This window comes from Burkholderia latens (assembly GCF_902499045.1).
Classification (GTDB): Bacteria; Pseudomonadota; Gammaproteobacteria; order Burkholderiales; family Burkholderiaceae; genus Burkholderia; species Burkholderia latens.
Window position 1 is genome coordinate 26266 of sequence record NZ_CABVPL010000041.1, and the last position, 20383, is coordinate 46648.

A 20383-nucleotide genomic window follows, 5' to 3' on the forward strand; every position below is an offset into this window, starting at 1 on the left:
CGGCGGAAGGGCGGCGATATGGTAGTTTTGCAGACTGACGTTGAAATGTATCACAGGGGTTCGTGCCGGCGGCCGTTGAGGCAGCACGGCACGGGCTTTCCGGCGCGCGTCGCCGCGACGGCGCACCCGCGTCGCGCGGTGCCGCGCGGAGTCCAACGGGCCTGCCGGCGGCGGGGCGCGCGAAGCGTCGTCCCGCGGCGGCGGGCCTTACCGCCAGGCCCGCTTTTCGATGACCGACGCTTCCGCCCTGCTCAGCCTCTCGTACTCCCGCTACCTCGCCCGCGCGGCCGCCGCGCGTCCTGCGCTGTCCGGCCAGATCGCCGCGTGGGCCGCCGCGCCGCTGTCCCGCGAGCAGCTCGACGCGCGCCTGACCGCACTGCTCGCACTGCCGGCCGGCACGGCCGCGCCCGGGGACGAGCAGCTGAAGCGCGCGCTGCGGCAGCTGCGGGTCGAGGTGTTCGGCGCGATCGCGGAGCGCGACTTGCGCGGCGTCGCGGACGTCGCCGAGGTGACGGGCGCGATGACGGACCTCGCCGAAGTGGCCGTGCAGCGCTCGCTCGCGTTGCTGTCGGCCGAACTCGAAGCGATGTACGGCGAGCCGCGCGGCGCCGACGGCCAGCGGGTCGTGCTCGGCGTGGTCGGGATGGGCAAGCTGGGCGGCCGCGAGCTGAACGTGTCGTCCGACATCGACCTGATCTTCGTCTACGAGGACGACGGCGAGACGGCCGGCGGCACGCGCTCGCCGCTGTCCACGCAGGAATACTTCACGCGGCTCGGCCGGCGCCTGATCGGCGTGCTGTCCGAGGTCACGGCCGACGGCTACGTGTTCCGCGTCGACATGCGGCTGCGCCCGAACGGCGATTCAGGCCCGCTCGTCTGCAGCCTCGGGATGCTCGAGGAATATTTCTACGTGCAGGGCCGCGAGTGGGAGCGTTACGCATGGATCAAGGGGCGGCTCGTGTCGGAAGGCGACAGCGACGCCGCGCGCCGGCTCCAGTCGCAGCTCGAAGCGATCGTGAAGCCGTTCGTGTACCGCCGCTATCTCGATTTCGGCGTGATCGGCGCGATCCGTTCGCTGCACCAGCAGATTCGCCAGGAAGCCGCGCGCCGCGCGTCGATGCGGCCCGACAAGGCCGACGACATCAAGCTCGGGCGCGGCGGGATCCGCGAGATCGAATTCAGTGCACAGGTGTTCCAGCTGATCCGCGGCGGCCAGGATGCGGGATTCCGCGTGCGGCCGACGCTCGCGGTGCTGCGCCACGCGCAGGCGCGCGGGCTGATCGGCGACGACGTGCGCGAGCGGCTCACCGGCGCGTACAACTTCCTGCGCACGCTCGAGCACCGGCTGCAGTACCGCGACGACGCGCAGACGCACGCGATGCCCGTCGATCCGGGCGAGCGCGCGGCGCTGGCCGCGTCGCTCGGCTTTCGCGACTATGCGGCGCTGATGTCGGTGCTCGATGGCCACCGCACTTTCGTCGAGGCGCAGTTCGATCAGATCTTTGCGGACAAGGTGAGCGGCGGCCCGTGTGCCGCCGGCGAGGACACGGCCGCCGCGTGGATCTGGAGCGGCGCGCTCGCCGACGACAGCGAAGACGACACGCTGTTCGCGCGCCTCGATGGCCTGGGTTTCGCCGATCCGGCGGCCGTGCTCGCGCGGCTGCGCGCGATCTGGCAATCGTCGCGCTACGCGGGCCTGCCCGAGAAGAGCCGGCAGCGCTTCGACAGCGTCGCGCAGCGCGCGCTCGATGCGGCGCCGGGCATCGACGCGGCGCGCCGCGACGAAACGATCGTGCGCCTGTTCGACCTGCTCGAGACGGTCAGCCGGCGCGGCGTCTATCTGGCGCTGCTGACCGAGTATCCGGCCGCGCTCGATCGCGTGCTGTCGGTGCTCGGCGCGACGCGCTGGGGCGGCAGCTACCTGATCCGCCATCCGCAGCTGCTCGACGAACTGCTCGACGACGAAGCGATCGCGAGCCCGTTCGACTGGCCCGCGTTCAAGGACGCGCTGCGCGCGCGGCTGGCCGCCGCAGACGGTCCCGAGCAGCAGATGGATCTGCTGCGGCATGCGCAGCACGCGGAGGTGTTCCGCATCCTGCTGATCGATCTGGCCGGCCAGTTGTCGGTCGAGCACGTGAGCGACCGCCTGTCCGAGCTCGCCGACGCGGTGCTCGACGTGACGATCGAAGTCGTCTGGTCGCAGCTCGCGAAGCGCCACCGCGACGTGCCGAAGTTCGCTGTGATCGCGTACGGCAAGCTCGGCGGCAAGGAGCTCGGCTACGCGTCGGATCTCGACCTGATCTTCCTGTACGACGACCCCGACGAGCGCTCGGCGGACGTCTACACGACGTTTACGCGCCGGCTGATCACGTGGCTCACGACGGCGACCGGCGCGGGCGCGCTGTTCGACATCGACCTGCGGCTGCGGCCGAACGGCGAGGCCGGGCTGCTCGTGACCGATCTCGACGCGTTCCGCCGCTACCAGCTGCGCGAGGGCGATGCGGCGAACACCGCGTGGGTGTGGGAGCACCAGGCGCTGACGCGGGCGCGCTACAGCGCCGGCGACGCGCAGATCGGCGCGGCTTTCGAGGCGATTCGCCAGCAGGTATTGACGACGCCGCGCGACGGGGCGGTGCTCGCGAAGGAAATCGTCGACATGCGCGGCAAGGTGTTCGCGGGCCACCCGAACCACACCGACCTGTTCGATCTGAAGCACGACCGCGGCGGGATGGTCGACATCGAGTTCATCGTCCAGTACTGGGTGCTGCTGCATGCGTCGCGCGACGCCGAGCTGATCCGCAACACCGGCAACATCGCGCTCTTGCGCGAGGTCGCGCGGTTCGGGCTGATGGGCGAGGACGAGGCCGAGCGGGTCGGCGCCGCATATCGCACGTACCGGAAGCTGCAGCACAAGCTGCGGCTCGACGGGATGGAGAAGGCGCGCGTCGATCCGGCGCAGGTGGCCGACGAGCGGGCGGCCGTGACGGCGTTGTGGGAACGCGTGTTCGGGGCGGTCGAAACGGGTGTTTGAGGCGGGCGTTTGAGGCGGGCGTTCGAATCGGACGCCTGATTCGGCGGCGCAGCGCGGGTGCGGTCGAGCCGGCGCCCGTCCGTCCGAAAGAAGACCGGCGCATGCGCCGGTCTTCTTGGATTCGGCCAGCGCGGTGTGCGCGTCAGGCCGCCAGCATTTCCTTCGCGTGCTTGCGTGTGGTCGCCGTGATTTCGAGGCCGCCGAGCATCCGCGCGACTTCCTCGACGCGGCTCGCCTTGTCGAGCGCGACGACCGACGACACGGTGCCGCCGCGTTCGTCGGAACCTTTCGCGACCTGGAAGTGGTGGTCGCCGCGCGCCGCGACCTGCGGCAGGTGCGTCACGCACAGCACCTGGCGGTCGCGCCCGAGCTGGTGCAGCAGGCGGCCGACCACTTCGGCGACGCCGCCGCCGATCCCCGTGTCGACTTCATCGAAGATCAGCGTCGGCGTCGGGCTCGCCGCGCTCGCGATTACCGCGAGCGCGAGGCTGATCCGGGCGAGTTCGCCGCCGGACGCGACTTTCGCGAGCGGCCGCAGCGGCACGCCGGGGTGCCCGGCGACGCGGAATTCGATCTGTTCGAGCCCGTGCGGGCCGCCGTCGGCGAGCGGCACGAGCGCGACTTCGAAGCTGCCGCCCGCCATCGACAATTCCTGCATGCCGGCCGTGACGGCCGTGCCGAGCGCCTTCGCGGCCTGCGCGCGTGCCTTCGACAGATGTTTCGCGTCGGCGAGATACGCTTCCCACGCCTTTGCCTGCGCGGCTTCGAGCGTGCCGAGATCGGCGGCCGCGTCGAGCGCGGCGAGCTGCGCGCGGCGCGCCGCATGTTCCTCGTGCAGTGTGTCGGGCGGCAGCCGGAACTTGCGGGCGGTCGAATGCAGTGCGTCCAGACGCGCTTCGACCTGCGCGAGCCGCGCCGGGTCGAGATCGAGGCGCTGCGCGTAGTGCGACAGCGAATAGACGGCTTCCTGCAGCTGGATCTCGGCCGGCTCGAGCGACGCGAGTGCGTCGCCGAGGCCTGAGTCGTAGTCGGCCAGGCTGCGCAGTTTCGATACGATCGCCCCCAACTGCGGCAGCATCGCATCGTCGGCCTCGGACAGTGCGTTGAGCGCGCCCTGCACGCCGGCGATCAGGTTCGCCGAATGCGACAGCCGCTTGTGCTCACTGCCGATTTCTTCCCATTCGCCGGGTTGCGGTGCGAGCTTGTCGAGCTCGGCGAGCTGCCACGCGAGTTTCTCGCGCTCGAGCTGCAGTTCGCGCTCGTGCGCCTTCGCGGCGTCGATCGCCTGCGTCGCGTCGCGCCACACGCGCCACGCGCGGGCGACGTTCGCGGCATCGGCGACGAGCCCCGCGTGCGTGTCGAACAGCTCGCGCTGCGCGTCGGGCCGCATCAGCAACTGGTGCGCGTGCTGGCCATGGATGTCGACGAGCATCTCGCCGAGCTCGCGCAGTTGCGCGAGCGTCGCGCTCGTGCCGTTGATGAATGCGCGCGAGCGGCCGTTCGCGTCGATCACGCGGCGCAGCATCACGGTGTCTTCGGCGTCGAACGCGTGTTCGTCGAGCCAGCGCGCGACACGGTCGTGCGGCGTGAATTCGGCGGTGATGTCGGCGCGGCCGCAGCCGGCGCGCACGACGCTCGCGTCGGCACGTTCGCCGAGCGCGAGCGCCAGCGCGTCGATCAGGATCGATTTGCCGGCGCCGGTCTCGCCGGAAAAGACGGTGAAGCCGCTGTCGAATTCGAGATCGAGCGCGGCGACGATGACGAAGTCGCGAATCGAGAGGTGGCGGAGCATGGTGGCGGGCGGTGGTGCGTCAGGACGCCTTGTCGTCTTCGTTCGATGCGTGTTCGTTCCAGTGCAGCTTGTTGCGCAGCGTCGCGTAGTAGCTGTAGCCGACCGGATGCAGGAACGGCACCGTGTGCTTCGAGCGGCGCACCTCGATCGTGTCGTTCAGCTCGAGCGCCGTGAACGACTGCATGTCGAAGTTCACGTTGACGTCGCGGCCGCCGACGATCTGGATCGCGATCTTCGAATCGTCCGGCAGCACGATCGGCCGGTTCGACAGCGCGTGCGGCGCGATCGGCACCAGCACGATGCCCTGGAGCTGCGGATGCAGGATCGGGCCGGCCGACGACAGCGCGTACGCGGTCGAGCCGGTCGGTGTCGCGACGATCAGGCCGTCCGAACGCTGGTTGTACATGTACCGGCCGTCGACCGACGCGCGCAGCTCGACCATCCCGGAAAAGCCGCTGCGGTTCACGACGACGTCATTGAACGCGAGCGCGTGGTAGATCGGTTCGCCGTCGCGCACGATCCGGGCCTCGAGCAGCGAGCGCTCCTCGCGCTCGAACTTGCCGGACAGGATCACCGGCACCAGCGCCTGCATGTCGGCCGCCGCGATGTCGGTGATGAAGCCGAGCCGCCCATGGTTGATCCCGATCAGCGGAGTCTTGTACGGCGCGAGCTGGCGGCCGATGCCGAGCATCGTGCCGTCGCCGCCGAGCACGACCGCGACGTCCGCGCGCGCGCCGATTTCCGCCGGCGTCAGCGCCGGATAGCCGGAGATGCCGATTTCGCGCGCGGTGTCGGCTTCGAAGACGACCTCGAAGCCCAGCTTCGCGATGCAGCCAGCCAGCGTGGCGAGCGGCTCGGCGATGCCGGGCGTGTTGCTCCGGCCGACGAGCGCGACAGTATTGAACTGATTACCGGTTTTCATGCCGGCATTACACCATAGCTCGTTGACGAAAAGAACCGGCTGTGCGCGCACGGGGCCGGATCGGCCGGCCCGCGCGACCGTGGCTGCAGCCACTCGCCGTGCTTGCGTGGTTGCGCTAAAATTTTCCACCATGCTAGACCCTCGCGCACGAACCCTCCTGAAAACCCTGATCGAACGGTATATCGCCGACGGTCAGCCGGTCGGCTCGCGCACGTTGTCCCGTTACTCCGGGCTGGAACTGAGCCCGGCGACGATCCGCAACGTGATGTCCGACCTGGAGGAGCTCGGCCTCGTGTCGAGCCCGCACACGTCGGCCGGCCGCGTGCCGACGCCGCGCGGCTACCGGCTGTTCGTCGATACGATGCTCACGGTCGAGACGCCGATCGACGCCGAGGCCGTCGCGCGGCAGGTGCAGAACACGCTGCAGACGGGCGAGCCGCAGCAGCGGGTGGTGGCGGCTGCGGCGAGCGTGCTGTCGAACCTGTCGCAGTTCGCGGGCGTCGTGCTGACGCCGCGCCGCAGCCACGTGTTCAAGCAGATCGAATTCATGCGCCTGTCGGACAAGCGCATCCTGCTGATCATCGTCACGCCCGAGGGCGACGTGCAGAACCGGATGCTCGCGACGCCGCGCGACTATTCGCCGTCGCAACTGACCGAGGCGTCGAACTACATCAATGCGCACTTCGCCGGGCTGTCGTTCGACGAGGTGCGCCGCCGCCTGCGCGACGAGATCGACCAACTGCGCGGCGACATGACCACGCTGATGCATGCGGCCGTGACGGCCAGCACCGAGGTGCCCGACACCGAAGATACGGTGCTCATTTCCGGCGAGCGCAACCTGCTCGAAGTGGCGGACCTGTCGTCCGACATGGCACGGCTGCGCAAGCTGTTCGACGTGTTCGACCAAAAGACGGGCCTCCTGCAATTGCTCGACGTGTCGAGCCACGCCCAGGGCGTGCAGATCTTCATCGGCGGCGAATCGACGCTCGTGCCGATCGAGGAAATGAGCGTCGTGACCGCGCCGTACGAGGTGAACGGCAAGATCGTCGGCACGCTCGGCGTGATCGGCCCGACCCGGATGGCGTACAACCGCGTGATTCCGATCGTCGACATCACCGCGCGGCTGCTGTCGCTCACGCTGAGCCAGCAGTAGTTGCGGCACCCGGCGCCGACACCGTCCCGCCATCGTGCCGCGGCGCTGCGCGTGCCGCCAGTCGGCCGAACGGCCAGCGGCCCCGAGCGAGACGGCCCGCTATAATTGAGAGCCGTCCGACTGCGTGCCCCCGAGCACGTTCCTGCCCATGCGTTTCGATCTTGAGCCGCCTTCGAGCGTCGCGGCTGCCCATCGCATCGGCGTGCTGCTGATCAACCTCGGCACGCCCGACGCCCCGACACCGCGCGCGGTGCGGCGCTATCTGGCCGAATTCCTGTCGGATCCTCGCGTCGTCGAAATCCCGCAGGTCGTCTGGCAGGTGCTGCTGCGCACGCTGATCCTGCCGCTGCGTGGCCGCGCGTCCGCGAAGAAATACGCGGCCGTGTGGATGCAGGAAGGCTCGCCGCTGCGCGTATACACCGAGCGCCAGACCGACGGCGTGCGGCATCTGCTCGCATCGAACGGCTACCAGGTGCAGGTCGACTACGCGATGCGCTACGGCAGCCCGAACATCGCTCACGCGCTCGCGCAGTTCAAGCGCGCGGGTGTCGAGCGCGTGCTGCTGATGCCGATGTATCCGCAATACTCGGCGTCGACCACCGCGACCGCGTTCGATGCCGCGTTCGCCGCGCTCGCGCGGATGCGCAACCAGCCGGAAGTGCGCACGGTGCGGCACTACGCCGATCACCCGGCCTACATCCACGCGCTGGCCGAGCAGGTGCGCCACTACTGGGCGCAGCACGGCCGGCCCGATTTCGCGGCCGGCGACAAGCTCGTGCTGAGCTTTCACGGCGTGCCGAAACGCACGCTCGATCTCGGCGACCCCTATCACGACCAGTGCCAGCAGACGGGCGCGCTGCTGATGGCCGCGCTCGGGCTGTCGACGCTCGAATGCCGCGTGACGTTCCAGTCGCGTTTCGGCAAGGCCGAATGGCTGCAGCCGTACACGGCGCCGACGCTGCGCGAACTCGGCGAGGCGGGCGTGCGGCGCGCCGACGTGTTCTGTCCCGGTTTTACGGCCGATTGTCTGGAGACGATCGAGGAGATCGGGATGGAGGTGCGCGACGAATTCTTCGCGGGCGGCGGCCAGGCGTTCCACCGGATCCCGTGCCTGAACGGCGCGCCGGCGTGGATCGGCGCGCTCGGCGAGATCGTCGCGGAGAATCTGCAGGGCTGGCCGGTGAAGGCCGCGCAGCCCGAAACGGTGAGCTGAACGCGATGAACTACAGGATTTCGACGGAACCCGGCGCGAAGCTGCGCATCGACAAATGGCTGTGGGCCGCGCGCTTCTTCAAGACGCGCTCGCTCGCGTCCGACGCGGTCGACAAGGGCCACGTGAAGATCGGCGGCGCGGCAGTCAAGCCGGCGAAGGACGTTCGCGTCGGCGACGAAGTCGAGATTGCGATCGACGGTATCGTCTGGCACATTGCCGTGCTGGGCATCTGTGACGTGCGCGGGCCCGCGAGCGTCGCGCAGACGCTTTACGAGGAAACGGACGCGGGGCGCGCCGCGCGGCTTGCCGAGCTGGAACGGCGGCGCACGTACCGCGAGCCGGCGGCCGAGCTGCACGGCCGGCCGACCAAGCGCGACCGGCGCATCATCGACAGATTTTCTGGTGGGAGCTGAACATCTGGTCGAATGTCGCCCGTGCGCTTCCGTATTCGGTCGTGCGGTCGGTGACGGCTCCGGACAGGCAGATGGTGGTGGTGCCGGCAATCAGTACCAGCGCGACCACCGATATGGCAAAGGTCAATTTCACGGTACTCGCCTCGAAGACGGTGAATGCGGCGCCAGGTGGATGTCAGGCGGCGGACAGCTACGGGTAAACACGCTTTTCCGACGCTTGAGTGGAGTGTAGTGCAGCCCCCTGTGCGGAGCTAGTACTTGCCTGGTAAGCGTTGTTACCGGCCGTTTCGTCGGGACCGGCGGCAAATGCGCGTAATCGGGCCGCCCGCGCGCGGTTGTTTCGCGGCATTGGCGAATGCCGGCGAATAACCCTCTTGAAATCGCAGCTTTCGCCCTTATTTGCACCATCAATGTGCGGTGCCGCTGGTCATATGGTCCGGCGGTTGCCGATTTGGCTTCAACCTCTAATCGACTTTCAGCGACATGGAAAACACGCAAGAGAACCCGGCTACCCAATCGGCCGAAGACATCGGCAGCGAGCAACAGCCGGCGCAGGGCGCCGCTCCCGCCGCCGAAGCCGCCGACGCGGCGCTCGCGGAGGCTCAAGCCAAGGTCGCCGAGCTGCAGGAGAGCTATCTGCGGGCGAAGGCCGAGACCGAGAACGTCCGCCGCCGCGCGCAGGAAGACGTGTCGAAGGCGCACAAGTTCGCGATCGAGAGCTTCGCCGAGCATCTGCTGCCCGTGCTGGACAGCCTGGAGGCGGCCGTGGGCGACACGTCCGGCGACATCGCGAAGGTGCGTGAAGGCGTCGAGCTGACGCTGCGCCAACTCACCAGCGCGCTCGAGAAGGGCCGCGTCGTCGCGATCAACCCGGTCGGCGAGAAGTTCGATCCGCACCAGCACCAGGCGATTTCGATGGTGCCGGCCGAGCAGGAGCCGAACACCGTCGTCACCGTGCTGCAAAAGGGCTACATGATCGCCGACCGCGTGCTGCGCCCGGCGCTCGTGACGGTCGCGCAGCCGAAGTAAGGTCGCCGCGATGCTTCCCGCCGGCGTCGATCCGGCCGCGTTCGACGCGTTCGACATGCAGGCGCTGACGACCGACACGTTCGACGCCGGCATCGCCGGCGCCGGCGACGCGCTCGCCGTGGTGTTCTTCTGGGGCGTCGACTGCTTCAACTGCGAGATCGCGAAGAAGGCGATGCTCGCGCAGCCCGACGCAATCCGCGTGCTGGGCCTGAAGTGGTTCCACTGCAATGTGTACGAACACCACGAGCTGGGGCGCCGCTTCGGGCTGCACGGCGTGCCGACGTGGTTTTTCTTCCACCGCGGCAAGCGGCTCGGCCGCGCGACCGGCTGGCATGGCCTCGCGCAGTTCGAGGCGGCGGTGGCGGCGGCGCGCGCGAAGATCGCCGGGGTTGGCGGCGCGGCAGGCGCCGCCTCCGGCGTCAGCGAAGGCGCCGCGCGCGATTCAGCTACCGGCGGCGATTGAAAAAATTTAATATCCGCATCGCTCGGCGGGTCTTGAAAACGGTGCGGCCGGACGCATTTCGGGAACAGAGTTGAATTCTGGCGCGCGAAACTGCCCAAAAACGCGGGGTTTCGCACAGCAAACAAGCATTTCTGGAGATTAGGAAAAAATGGGAAAGATCATCGGTATTGACCTCGGCACCACGAACTCGTGCGTCGCCATCATGGAAGGCAACCAGGTCAAGGTCATCGAGAACTCGGAAGGTGCGCGTACGACGCCGTCGATCATCGCCTACATGGACGATAACGAAGTGCTCGTCGGCGCGCCGGCCAAGCGTCAGTCCGTGACCAACCCGAAGAACACGCTGTTCGCGGTGAAGCGCCTGATCGGCCGTCGCTTCGAAGAGAAGGAAGTCCAGAAGGACATCGGCCTGATGCCGTACGCGATCATCAAGGCCGACAACGGCGACGCATGGGTCGAAGCGCACGGCGAGAAGCTCGCGCCGCCGCAGGTTTCGGCTGAAGTGCTGCGCAAGATGAAGAAGACGGCCGAAGACTACCTCGGCGAGCCGGTCACGGAAGCCGTGATCACGGTGCCGGCGTACTTCAACGACAGCCAGCGCCAGGCAACCAAGGACGCCGGCCGCATCGCAGGCCTCGAAGTCAAGCGGATCATCAACGAGCCGACCGCGGCCGCGCTCGCGTTCGGCCTCGACAAGGCCGAGAAGGGCGACCGCAAGATCGCCGTGTACGACCTCGGCGGCGGCACGTTCGACGTGTCGATCATCGAGATCGCGGACGTCGACGGCGAAATGCAGTTCGAAGTGCTGTCGACCAACGGCGACACGTTCCTCGGCGGCGAGGACTTCGACCAGCGCATCATCGACTACATCATCGGCGAGTTCAAGAAGGAGCAGGGCGTCGACCTGTCGAAGGACGTGCTCGCGCTGCAGCGCCTGAAGGAAGCCGCTGAAAAGGCGAAGATCGAGCTGTCGTCGAGCCAGCAGACCGAAATCAACCTGCCGTACATCACGGCCGACGCATCGGGTCCGAAGCACTTGAACCTGAAGATCACCCGCGCGAAGCTGGAAGCGCTGGTGGAAGACCTCGTCGAGCGCACGATCGAACCGTGCCGCATCGCGATCAAGGACGCCGGCGTCAAGGTGTCGGACATCGACGACGTGATCCTGGTCGGCGGCCAGACCCGCATGCCGAAGGTGCAGGAGAAGGTGAAGGAGTTCTTCGGCAAGGATCCGCGCCGTGACGTGAACCCGGACGAAGCCGTCGCAGTCGGCGCGGCGATCCAGGGCCAGGTGCTGTCGGGCGACCGCAAGGACGTGCTGCTGCTCGACGTGACCCCGCTGTCGCTCGGCATCGAGACGCTTGGCGGCGTGATGACGAAGATGATCAGCAAGAACACGACGATCCCGACGAAGCACTCGCAGGTGTATTCGACGGCGGACGACAACCAGTCGGCCGTGACGATCAAGGTGTTCCAGGGCGAACGCGAGATGGCTGCAGGCAACAAGCTGCTCGGCGAGTTCAACCTCGAAGGCATTCCGCCTGCACCGCGCGGCGTGCCGCAGATCGAAGTGACCTTCGACATCGACGCGAACGGCATCCTGCACGTCGGCGCGAAGGACAAGGCGACCGGCAAGGAAAACAAGATCACGATCAAGGCGAACTCGGGCCTGTCCGACGCCGAAATCGACAAGATGATCAAGGACGCGGAAGCGAACGCAGCGGAAGACCACAAGCTGCGCGAGCTGGCCGATTCGCGTAACCAGGGCGACGCGCTGGTCCACAGCACGAAGAAGGCGCTCACCGAGTACGGCGACAAGCTCGACGCCGGCGAGAAGGAGAAGATCGAAGCGGCGCTGAAGTCGCTCGAGGACGTCCTGAAGGACACGTCGGCCGACAAGGCGGCGATCGACGCGAAGGTCGAGGAGCTCGGCAAGGCTTCGCAGAAGCTCGGCGAAAAGATGTACGCCGACATGCAGGCGCAGCAGGCCGGTGCGGCCGGCGCGGCGGGTGCAGCTGAAGGCGCGGCCCATGCGGGCGGCGCGCAGCAGGCAGCTGACGACGTCGTCGACGCCGAGTTCAAGGAAGTGAAGAAGGACTAAGCCGGGTTGCCATGGCACCGCACGCCGCGCGCGAATCGCGCGCGGCGCGGCTGAACAGCGGTCTGTCTTTCCTTCCGGATAGCCGGATCGACTCCACGCCTGGCGGGCTTCGCGGCCCTCCGGGCACATTTGTTTTTTGGCGGGTGCTGCGCGAAGCCGTCCGCGGACGGCGCAGCGCCAGACGAGTCGAGAGACTTTACTGCGGGCGAAAGGAGCCGCCGCGTGCGCGACGCGCGACGGCACAGTGAATCGATATGGCGAAACGGGATTACTACGAGGTTCTGGGCGTCGCGAAGAATGCGAGCGACGACGAAATCAAGAAGGCATATCGCAAGCTTGCGATGAAGTATCACCCTGACCGCAATCCGGACAGCAAGGATGCGGAAGAGCATTTCAAGGAGGCGAAGGAGGCCTATGAAATGCTGTCGGACAGCCAGAAGCGGGCAGCGTACGACCAATACGGCCACGCGGGCGTCGATCCGAACATGGGTGGTGCGGGCGCACAAGGTTTCGGCGGCTTCGCGGACGCGTTCGGCGACATCTTCGGCGACATCTTCGGCCAGGCTGCCGGCGGTGCCGCGCGCGGCGGCCGCGGCGGCCCGCAGGTGTATCGCGGCGCCGACCTGCGCTACAGCATGGAAATCACGCTCGAGCAGGCCGCGCACGGCTACGACACGCAGATCCGCGTGCCGAGCTGGGTGTCGTGCGAAGTCTGCCACGGGTCCGGTGCGAAGCCCGGCACGAAGCCCGAAACCTGCCCGACCTGTCACGGCCAGGGCACGGTGCGCATGTCGCAGGGCTTCTTCAGCATTCAGCAGACCTGCCCGAAGTGTCACGGCACCGGCACCTACATCCCGGAACCGTGCGCGCACTGCCACGGCTCGGGCAAGGTGAAGGAAACCAAGACGCTCGAAGTCAAGATCCCGGCCGGCATCGACGACGGGATGCGGATCCGCTCGGCCGGCAACGGCGAGCCGGGCATCAACGGCGGGCCGCCGGGCGACCTGTACGTCGAGATCCACATCAAGCCGCACCCGGTGTTCGAGCGCGACGGCGACGATCTGCATTGCCAGATGCCGATCCCGTTCACGACCGCCGCGCTCGGCGGCGAGATCGAGGTGCCGACGCTGGCCGGCCGCGCGTCGTTCCCGGTGCCGGAAGGCACGCAGTCGGGCAAGACGTTCCGCCTGCGCGGCAAGGGGATCAAGGGGCTGCGCTCCAGCATCGCGGGCGATCTGTACGTCCATGTGCAGGTCGAGACGCCGGTGAAGCTGACCGACCAGCAGCGCGACCTGCTCAAGCAGTTCGAGAAGTCGCTGGCCGAAGGCGGTGCGCGTCACAGCCCGCAGAGCAAGAGCTGGTTCGACCGGGTGAAGAGCTTCTTCGAGTAACGGCATGACTGACGGTAACGAGAGCGCGTCCTTCGCGCTCTTGGACGATTGCGACTCGACCGCGTCCGCGCGGTCGAGTCGTTTGTATTCCGGTTTCGTGCGCGAACGCGTATGCACGGATCCGGCACGGCTCGACGAAACCGATGCGGCGGTGGCGCAGGATTTGCGCGACGGGCTGCATGCGGTCGTCGTCGGCGATTACGAATTCGGACGCAATCTGGAAAAAGCGCAGCCCGGCCATGCCCCGCTGCGCTTTTTGCTGTACGCGCGCTGCGAGCGCCTGTCGCGCGACGATGTCCACGCATGGCTCGCACAGCAGGACGGCGGCGGGCCGCCGTCGATCGCGGGCGTCGCGCACGTCGCGAAGAGCGTGTCGCGCGACGCGTTCGACGCGGCGATCGCCGCGGTGCACGACGCGCTGCGGGCCGGCGATTCGTACCAGATCAATTACACGTACCGGCTCAATTTCGACATGTTCGGCACGCCGCTGGCGCTGTACCGGCGGCTGCGCGCGCGCCAGCCGGTGCGTTACGGCGCACTGATCGCGCTGCCCGACGGCGCATGGGTCGTGTCGTGCTCGCCGGAGCTGTTCGTCGAAAAGCACGGCGACGTGCTGCGCGCGCGGCCGATGAAGGGCACGGCGCCGCGCGCGGCCGACCCGCGTGAAGACGCGGCGGCCGCCGCGTTCCTCGCGAACGATCCGAAGAACCGTGCCGAAAACGTGATGATCGTCGACCTGCTGCGCAACGACGTGTCGCGGATCGCGCGGACCGGCACGGTCAAGGTGCCGGCGCTGTTCTCCGTCGAGCCGTATGCGTCGGTATGGCAGATGACGTCGACGGTCGAGGCCGGCTGGCGCGACGGGACGACGTTCGCGCAGATGCTGCGCGCGCTGTTTCCGTGCGGCTCGATCACCGGTGCGCCGAAGCACAAGACGATGGAACTGATCGACGCGATCGAATCGACGCCGCGCGGGCTCTATACGGGCGCGATCGGCTGGCTCGATGCGCCGACGCCGACGCAAGCCGCGCCGGCAGGCGGCGCGTTGCCGGACGGCGTGCCCGGCTGCGGCGATTTCTGTCTGTCGGTCGCGATCCGGACGCTGACGCTCGATGCGGCCGGCACCGATGCGGGCGCAACGACCGGCACGCGGCACCATGCAATGGCTGCTGCCGGCCGGCGGCGCGGCACGATGGGCGTCGGCGCGGGCATCGTGCTCGACAGCGTCGCCGCCGACGAATATGCGGAGTGCGAATTGAAAGCGCGATTCCTGACCGACGCCGATCCCGGCTTCCAGCTGTTCGAAACCACCGCCGCGACGCGTGCGGACGGCGTCCGTCATCTCGAGCGTCATCTCGCGCGGCTGCAGCGCAGCGCCGATGCGTTCGGCTTTCGCTTCGATGCCGATGCGCTTCGCCGCGAGATCGATGCACGCTGCGCGGCGCTCGACGGCGACGGCCCGTACCGGATGAAGCTCGCGCTCGCGAAGGACGGCACGCTCGACATCACGGCGGCCGTGCTGAAGCCGCTGCCGGCGGGGCCGGTCGGCGTGATGCTCGCGCCCGTGCACGGCTTCGCGCCGACCCGCGCGGACGACGCGCTGCTGCTGCACAAGACGACGCGCCGCGCGGAATACGACCGCGCGTGGCAGGCTGCGGAAGCGCTCGGCGGCTTCGACATGCTGTTCGTGAACGAGTGCGGCGAGGTGACGGAAGGCGGGCGCTCGAACGTGTTCGTGAAACGGGATGGTGTATGGGTGACGCCGCCGCTGTCGTGCGGCGTGCTGCCCGGCGTGATGCGCGGTGTGCTGCTCGAGGATCCGGCACTGCGCGCGGAAGAGCGTGTGCTGACGCTCGATGATGTGTTGAACGCGGAGGAGCTGATGATCTGCAACGCATTGCGCGGGCCGATGGCGGCGCGGCTGATTAACGACAGCGCACCGGCCTGAACGCCGATTACTTCTGCGGCGTGCATTGCCAGCTTTGTACGATCGCGTGCCCACGTCCGTCGCGCGCGACGCAAGTCTGTGCGTGTTTGCCCAGTGGCCGTGCGATCACGACGCTCGTATTGCCGTAGTCGCACGAAACCCAATAGTCTTCGCTGTTTTCGGCGAGCGACCAGATATAGATATCGCTTTTGGACTCGGAACGCGAGCGGTTCGGCGCCGGCGGCGTCATCCGGTCCGGCGGTCCTGGACGGGTTGCCTCCACGTGCGTCGAGTCAGCGCGCAGGTGGTGTGCATTGCCAGTCGATCATCTTCGGCGGCGTCCGCGTCGCGTCATAGCGGACCGTGCAGGTTCGCGCGGCGGTGCCCAGCGGACGGGCAACGATAACGGCCGTGTCGAAATACTCGCAACTCACCCAGTAATCGGTCTCGGCCGCGGCGAGTGGCCACGTATCGATGAGCGTATCGCGCCGCTTGACACCGCTCGATGGGGCGAGCAGCGCGAGTCGATCGGGCGGCCCGGACCAGAACGACACGCCGATCAGCGGATGGGTTTTCCGCGAATCGTACGGTCGCCAGCCGTCGGGCGCGGGACGGTCGATCGTCTGTGAAACCGGCAGGCGGGCCGGACACTGGACGGGTGCCGAAGTGGCGTACGCCGACGAGATGCAAGTACTTGTCAGCAACGCGGCGAGCGCCGCATTGATTGGAAAATAGGCAAGCGCCATCGTCACGTCACCACCGAGAACGCATCGGCGTTGGTGCTCGGGTCGATATGGCGACCGTTTTTGTCCTTGCCCTGGAACCGGATGTGCCGTTTCTGGACCTTGGTCAGGCTGCGCCATTGTTCGACGACGTAGATGCCTTTCGAATCCTGACTCAGATAGAACGCTGCATGGTTGCCGTACGATCTGTTCGGATAACGCTCGTTCTCGAAGGTTGCGATGACCGTGCCCGGACGAATGGTCGAATCGCCCTTTACGGTCTTTTCCGGCCGCCAGCCCGAGGTCGCGCCCACTTTGGTGTAAGCCTTCACGAGCGCGACGCAGGCCCCATCGCCTTCCAGCGGTTCGCCGGCCAATTCGGCTGCGCGTTCGTATACGTGGGACATGTCACTTCCATGGGTTGATGGAAGCGCAATGGTCTCCGCAACGAACGCAGGTGGATATAGGACGCGTTTGAAAATGCAGCGCTGTCTAATCGAACGGCGGGTGCCGCCGAGCCGGCGGCGACTCATGCCTTCGCATCGCGCCGCCCCCTCATCCGCGAATCAGAACGAGTGCTCCGGTCCCGGGAACGAACGGTCCTTCACCGCGCTCACATACGCCTCGACGGCCGCCTGGATGTTCGGCTGCCCCTGCATGAAATCCTTCACGAAACGCGGACGCTTGCCGGGGAAGATGCCCAGCATGTCGTGCAGCACCAGCACCTGCCCCGAGCATTCGAGGCCCGCGCCGATGCCGATCGTCGGGATCTTCAGCATGTGCGTGACTTCGGCCGCGACGAGCGTCGGCACCGCTTCGAGCACCACGAGTTGCGCGCCCGCGTCCTCGATCGCGCGCGCATCGCGCAGCAGCTGCGCGGCGCCGGCCTCCGTGCGGCCCTGCACCTTGAAGCCGCCGAACGCATGCACGGACTGCGGCGTGAGGCCGAGGTGCGCGCATACCGGCACCGAGCGTTCGACGAGGAAGCGGATCGTGTCGGCAAGCCATTCGCCGCCTTCGAGTTTGACCATCTGCGCGCCCGCGCGCATCAGCGAGACCGCGTTCGCGAATGCCTCGGCCGGCGTGCCGTAGGTGCCGAACGGCAGGTCGGCGACGACGAGCGCGCGCGGCTGCACACGCGCGACGCATGCGGTGTGGTACGCGATGTCGTCGAGCGACACCGGCAGCGTGGTGGAGTGGCCCTGCAGCACGTTGCCGAGCGAGTCGCCGATCAGCAGCACGTCGGTGCCGGCGCGATCGAGCAGCGCGGCAAAGCTCGCGTCGTAGCAGGTGAGCATCGCGATCTTCTCGCCGGCCTCGCGCATTGCCTGCAGCTTCGGCACCGTGACGGCAGGCCGGCTCGATTCCTGGAGATAGGTCATGGGGAAATCCGGTTCGAGGATGAAAACGACGGGCGAGGACGCGTCAGCGCGTCGTCTCGCCCTTGACGAAGAATTCCTTGCGGCCGCGCATCGTGTCGATGCGCTCGATCAGCAGCGCAAGATCTTCGGGGGAATCCAGCGGGTTCAGGTGTTCCGCTGCGACGGTCAGCACCGGCGTGCGGTCGTAGTGATAGAAGAATTCGTTGTACGCATCGACGAGCGAGCGCAGGTACGCGTCGCTGATCTGCAGCTCCATCGGCAGCCCGCGCTTCTGAATGCGCGAAAACAGCACCTCGGGGCTCGCTTGCAGATAGACGACGAGATCGGGCGCGGGCGCCTGCGGCACGTCGACGTGCGCCGCGATCGACCGGTACAGCTGCCATTCGTCTTCCGGCAGGTTCAGCCGCGCGAAGATGTCGTTCTTCTGCGGCATGAAATCGGCGACGACGGGCCGGCCCGTGTCGAGCGCGCCGATCAGTTCCCGCGCCTGCTGCGCGCGCTGCAGCGCGAACGACAGCTGCGCGGGCAGCGCATAGCGCGCGGTGTCGCGGTAGAAGCGTTCGAGGAACGGGTTGTCCTGCGGGCGTTCGAGCAGCGTCTGCATCGACCAGCGCTCGGCGAACAGGCGTGCGAGCGTCGTCTTGCCGACGCCGATCGGGCCTTCGATCACCAGGTAGCGATGCGGGGCGCGCAGGTCGGGCGCGGTGACGGTCAGTGGGGTGGCGTTCATCGGCAGCGGTTCTTGTCGGCGTCGGCGCCGGCGGCAAGGGCCTTCTGCATCAGGCATTGACAGGTCTGCACCTTCTCGACGCGCTGATCGGCGACGGCCGCGAGGAACGCGTCGGCGCGGCCGCGCGCGGGAATGTCGAGCGCCGGCTCGATTTCGACGAGCGGCACGAGCGCGAACGCGCGGTCGGTGAGGCGCGGATGCGGGACGATCAGGTCGGGTTCGTCGATCGAATCGGTGCCGAACAGCAGGATGTCGAGGTCGAGCGTGCGCGGTGCGTTGCGATACGGGCGCTCGCGCCCGAAGTGATGTTCGATCTTCTGGCAGAGCGCGAGCAGCTCGCGGGCCGACAGCGTCGTGTCGAGCTTGACGACGCAGTTGTAGTAATCGTCGCCGCCCGCTTCGAAAGGCGCCGTGCGATACAGGCTCGACTTGCCGAGGATCGAGATGGTGCGCTGCTGCGCAAGGCACACCACCGCGTCCTTCAGCGTCTGGCGCGCATCGCCGAGATTCGCCCCCAGTCCGATATATGCAACCGTCATGGCATCACTTCCTACGTCGTTCGCCGGCGAGCGCGTCAGTCGTCGGAACCGCCCGCGGTGTCCGGCGCCTGCTCGGCGGCGCCTTCGCCCGGCTTGCGGTTTCGCGCGCCGCCGCGGCGGCGCCGCTTGCGGGGCGATTTTTCCTTCGAGCCGCCCTGCGTGAGGAGCGCCTCACGGGCGGCCGCGTCGCCTTCGATGAAATCCGTCCACCACTGTCCGACTTCGGCATCGAGCTCGCCGGATTCGCAGCGTAACAGGAGGAAATCATACCCCGCTCTAAATCTTTGGTGTTCCAGCAGCCGCATCGCGCTGCGGCCCGAGCGTTTCTCGAGGCGCAGCTGCAGCCCCCAGATCTCGCGCATGTCGGCCGAGTAGCGCTTGTGGATCGCCAGCTTCTCGGTCTGCATGTCGAGCACGTCGTCCATCGCGCGATGCAGCGCCGGCACCGGGAATTCGCCTTCGGCCGAGTACTGCTCGAAGCGCTGACGCATGTCGTGCCACAGCAGCGTCGCGAACAGGAAGCCCGGCGACACCGGCTTGCCGGCGCGCACGCGGGCATCGGTGTTGTTCAGCGCGAGCGTGATGAACTTCTCGCCTTGCGGTTGCTCGAGCACGACGTCGAGCAGCGGCAGCAGCCCGTGGTGCAGCCCCTCCTTGCGCAGCCGCTGCAGGCACGCGAGCGCGTGGCCCGACAGCAGCAGCTTCAGCATTTCGTCGAACAGGCGTGCGGCCGGCACGTTGTTGATCAGGTCGGCGAGCGCGTTGATCGGCTCGCGCGTATGCGGCTCGATCTCGAAGCCGAGCTTCGCCGCGAACCGCACGACGCGCAGCATCCGCACCGGATCCTCGCGATAGCGGGTGGCCGGATCGCCGATCATCCGCAACAGGCGGGCGCGCACGTCGGCCATCCCGTCGTGGTAGTCCAGCACCGTCTGCGTCGACGGGTCGTAGTACATCGCGTTGATCGTGAAGTCGCGGCGCGCGGCGTCTTCGTGCTGCTCGCCCCACACGTTGTCGCGCAGCACGCGGCCGCTCGCGTCCACCGCATGCGTGCGGCGGTCGAGCTCGTCGCGCTTCAGGCGCTTCGGCGGCTCGGCCGCCCCGGCTTCGGGGGGCGCGTCGACCAGTGCGCGGAACGTCGACACCTCGATCAGTTCCTGGCCGAACTGCACGTGGACGATCTGGAAGCGGCGGCCGATCAGCCGCGCGCGGCGGAACAGGCGCTGCACTTCGGTCGGCGTCGCGTCGGTCGCGACGTCGAAGTCCTTCGGCGCGATGCCGAGCAGCAGGTCGCGCACCGCGCCGCCGACGATGAACGCGCGGAAGCCCGCCTGCTGCAGCGTGTCCGTCACGCGCACCGCATTCTTCGAGATCAGCGACGGGTTGATGCCGTGCACGCTGGCCGGCACGATGGTCGGTTCGTGATTGCCGCGCGGCTTCGCGGGGGCACCGCCGCGGCTACCCTTCGCCGGGCGCGGGGCAGCGGCCGTGTCGGCCGCGGGCGCCTCGGCGGGCGACGTTTGTTCGGCGCCGTCCTGGCCGAGCAGCTTGCGAATGAATTTTTTGATCACGACG

The 20383-nt window shown here is 67.8% G+C and carries 19 protein-coding genes; 9 read left to right on the forward strand and 10 right to left on the reverse strand.

The features are described from left to right. The first annotated feature begins 229 nt into the window (after positions 1–229). A complete protein-coding gene (gene glnE / locus BSE24067_RS23510; RefSeq protein WP_151064471.1) occupies positions 230–3031 on the forward strand; it encodes a bifunctional [glutamate--ammonia ligase]-adenylyl-L-tyrosine phosphorylase/[glutamate--ammonia-ligase] adenylyltransferase in 2802 nt (933 codons plus the stop codon). Between the two features lie 142 nt (positions 3032–3173). Here glnE and recN read toward each other — a convergent pair whose 3' ends face one another. Beyond that, on the reverse strand, positions 3174–4823 hold the full coding sequence (gene recN, locus BSE24067_RS23515) for a DNA repair protein RecN (RefSeq protein ID WP_151064472.1): 1650 nt from the start codon (positions 4821–4823) through the stop codon (positions 3174–3176). A gap of 19 nt (positions 4824–4842) precedes the next feature. Further along, a complete protein-coding gene (locus BSE24067_RS23520) occupies positions 4843–5745 on the reverse strand; it encodes an NAD kinase (protein ID WP_040143470.1) in 903 nt (300 codons plus the stop codon). Positions 5746–5875: 130 nt separating this feature from the next. Here BSE24067_RS23520 and hrcA point away from each other — a divergent pair, with 130 nt between their 5' ends. The 3 genes from hrcA (at position 5876) to BSE24067_RS23535 (ending at position 8524) form a co-directional block, all read left to right on the forward strand. Beyond that, positions 5876–6898, forward strand: a complete 1023-nt coding sequence (gene hrcA, locus BSE24067_RS23525) for a heat-inducible transcriptional repressor HrcA (protein WP_151064473.1) — start codon at positions 5876–5878, stop codon at positions 6896–6898. Between the two features lie 148 nt (positions 6899–7046). Beyond that, positions 7047–8111: a ferrochelatase gene (gene hemH / locus BSE24067_RS23530; protein ID WP_151064474.1), complete on the forward strand. Its 1065-nt coding sequence runs from the start codon at positions 7047–7049 to the stop codon at positions 8109–8111. Between the two features lie 5 nt (positions 8112–8116). Continuing rightward, a complete protein-coding gene (locus BSE24067_RS23535; protein ID WP_151064475.1) occupies positions 8117–8524 on the forward strand; it encodes an RNA-binding S4 domain-containing protein in 408 nt (135 codons plus the stop codon). On the opposite strand, the gene BSE24067_RS23540 is transcribed toward BSE24067_RS23535, so the two are convergent. Then, positions 8496–8657, reverse strand: a complete 162-nt coding sequence (locus tag BSE24067_RS23540) for a hypothetical protein (protein ID WP_006476841.1) — start codon at positions 8655–8657, stop codon at positions 8496–8498. The two genes, BSE24067_RS23535 and BSE24067_RS23540, sit on opposite strands and share 29 nt — an antisense overlap. A 350-nt stretch (positions 8658–9007) precedes the next feature. Here BSE24067_RS23540 and grpE point away from each other — a divergent pair, with 350 nt between their 5' ends. The 5 genes from grpE to BSE24067_RS23565 all read left to right on the forward strand — a co-directional run bounded on the left by grpE (position 9008) and on the right by BSE24067_RS23565 (position 15456). After that, positions 9008–9553, forward strand: coding sequence for a nucleotide exchange factor GrpE (grpE, locus tag BSE24067_RS23545; RefSeq protein WP_151064477.1), 546 nt, complete (start codon positions 9008–9010; stop codon positions 9551–9553). Between the two features lie 10 nt (positions 9554–9563). After that, positions 9564–10016: a thioredoxin family protein gene (locus tag BSE24067_RS23550; RefSeq protein ID WP_151064478.1), complete on the forward strand. Its 453-nt coding sequence runs from the start codon at positions 9564–9566 to the stop codon at positions 10014–10016. Positions 10017–10164: 148 nt separating this feature from the next. Next, a complete protein-coding gene (dnaK, locus tag BSE24067_RS23555; protein WP_151064479.1) occupies positions 10165–12117 on the forward strand; it encodes a molecular chaperone DnaK in 1953 nt (650 codons plus the stop codon). Positions 12118–12371: 254 nt separating this feature from the next. Beyond that, complete coding sequence (gene dnaJ, locus BSE24067_RS23560; protein WP_151064480.1) at positions 12372–13508, forward strand: molecular chaperone DnaJ; 1137 nt, start codon at positions 12372–12374, stop codon at positions 13506–13508. Positions 13509–13512: 4 nt separating this feature from the next. Beyond that, positions 13513–15456 (forward strand): chorismate-binding protein, encoded by a 1944-nt coding sequence (locus BSE24067_RS23565; RefSeq protein ID WP_151064481.1) that lies wholly within the window; start codon positions 13513–13515, stop codon positions 15454–15456. Positions 15457–15463: 7 nt separating this feature from the next. Here BSE24067_RS23565 and BSE24067_RS33010 read toward each other — a convergent pair whose 3' ends face one another. From BSE24067_RS33010 to pcnB, 7 genes are all read right to left on the reverse strand, one after another. Then, entirely contained in the window at positions 15464–15718 is a 255-nt protein-coding gene (locus tag BSE24067_RS33010) for an STY0301 family protein (RefSeq protein WP_367647166.1), read from the reverse strand. A gap of 10 nt (positions 15719–15728) precedes the next feature. Continuing rightward, on the reverse strand, positions 15729–16181 hold the full coding sequence (locus BSE24067_RS23570; protein ID WP_174904870.1) for an STY0301 family protein: 453 nt from the start codon (positions 16179–16181) through the stop codon (positions 15729–15731). Between the two features lie 2 nt (positions 16182–16183). After that, positions 16184–16564 (reverse strand): BPSL0067 family protein, encoded by a 381-nt coding sequence (locus BSE24067_RS23575; RefSeq protein WP_151064483.1) that lies wholly within the window; start codon positions 16562–16564, stop codon positions 16184–16186. A 159-nt stretch (positions 16565–16723) separates the two neighbouring features. Further along, positions 16724–17539 carry a 3-methyl-2-oxobutanoate hydroxymethyltransferase gene (gene panB / locus BSE24067_RS23580; RefSeq protein WP_151064484.1) on the reverse strand — a complete coding sequence of 272 codons (816 nt, stop codon included), beginning with the start codon at positions 17537–17539 and terminating at the stop codon, positions 16724–16726. A 43-nt stretch (positions 17540–17582) separates the two neighbouring features. Continuing rightward, on the reverse strand, positions 17583–18269 hold the full coding sequence (locus tag BSE24067_RS23585; RefSeq protein ID WP_151064485.1) for a deoxynucleoside kinase: 687 nt from the start codon (positions 18267–18269) through the stop codon (positions 17583–17585). Next, complete coding sequence (folK, locus tag BSE24067_RS23590) at positions 18266–18808, reverse strand: 2-amino-4-hydroxy-6-hydroxymethyldihydropteridine diphosphokinase (protein ID WP_151064486.1); 543 nt, start codon at positions 18806–18808, stop codon at positions 18266–18268. Before folK ends, BSE24067_RS23585 begins: the two co-directional genes overlap by 4 nt. Before the next feature lie 35 nt (positions 18809–18843). After that, the gene (gene pcnB / locus BSE24067_RS23595) at positions 18844–20379 is read right to left on the reverse strand and encodes a polynucleotide adenylyltransferase PcnB (RefSeq protein ID WP_151064487.1); all 1536 of its coding nucleotides are present in this window, start codon (positions 20377–20379) and stop codon (positions 18844–18846) included. Positions 20380–20383: the final 4 nt, after the last annotated feature.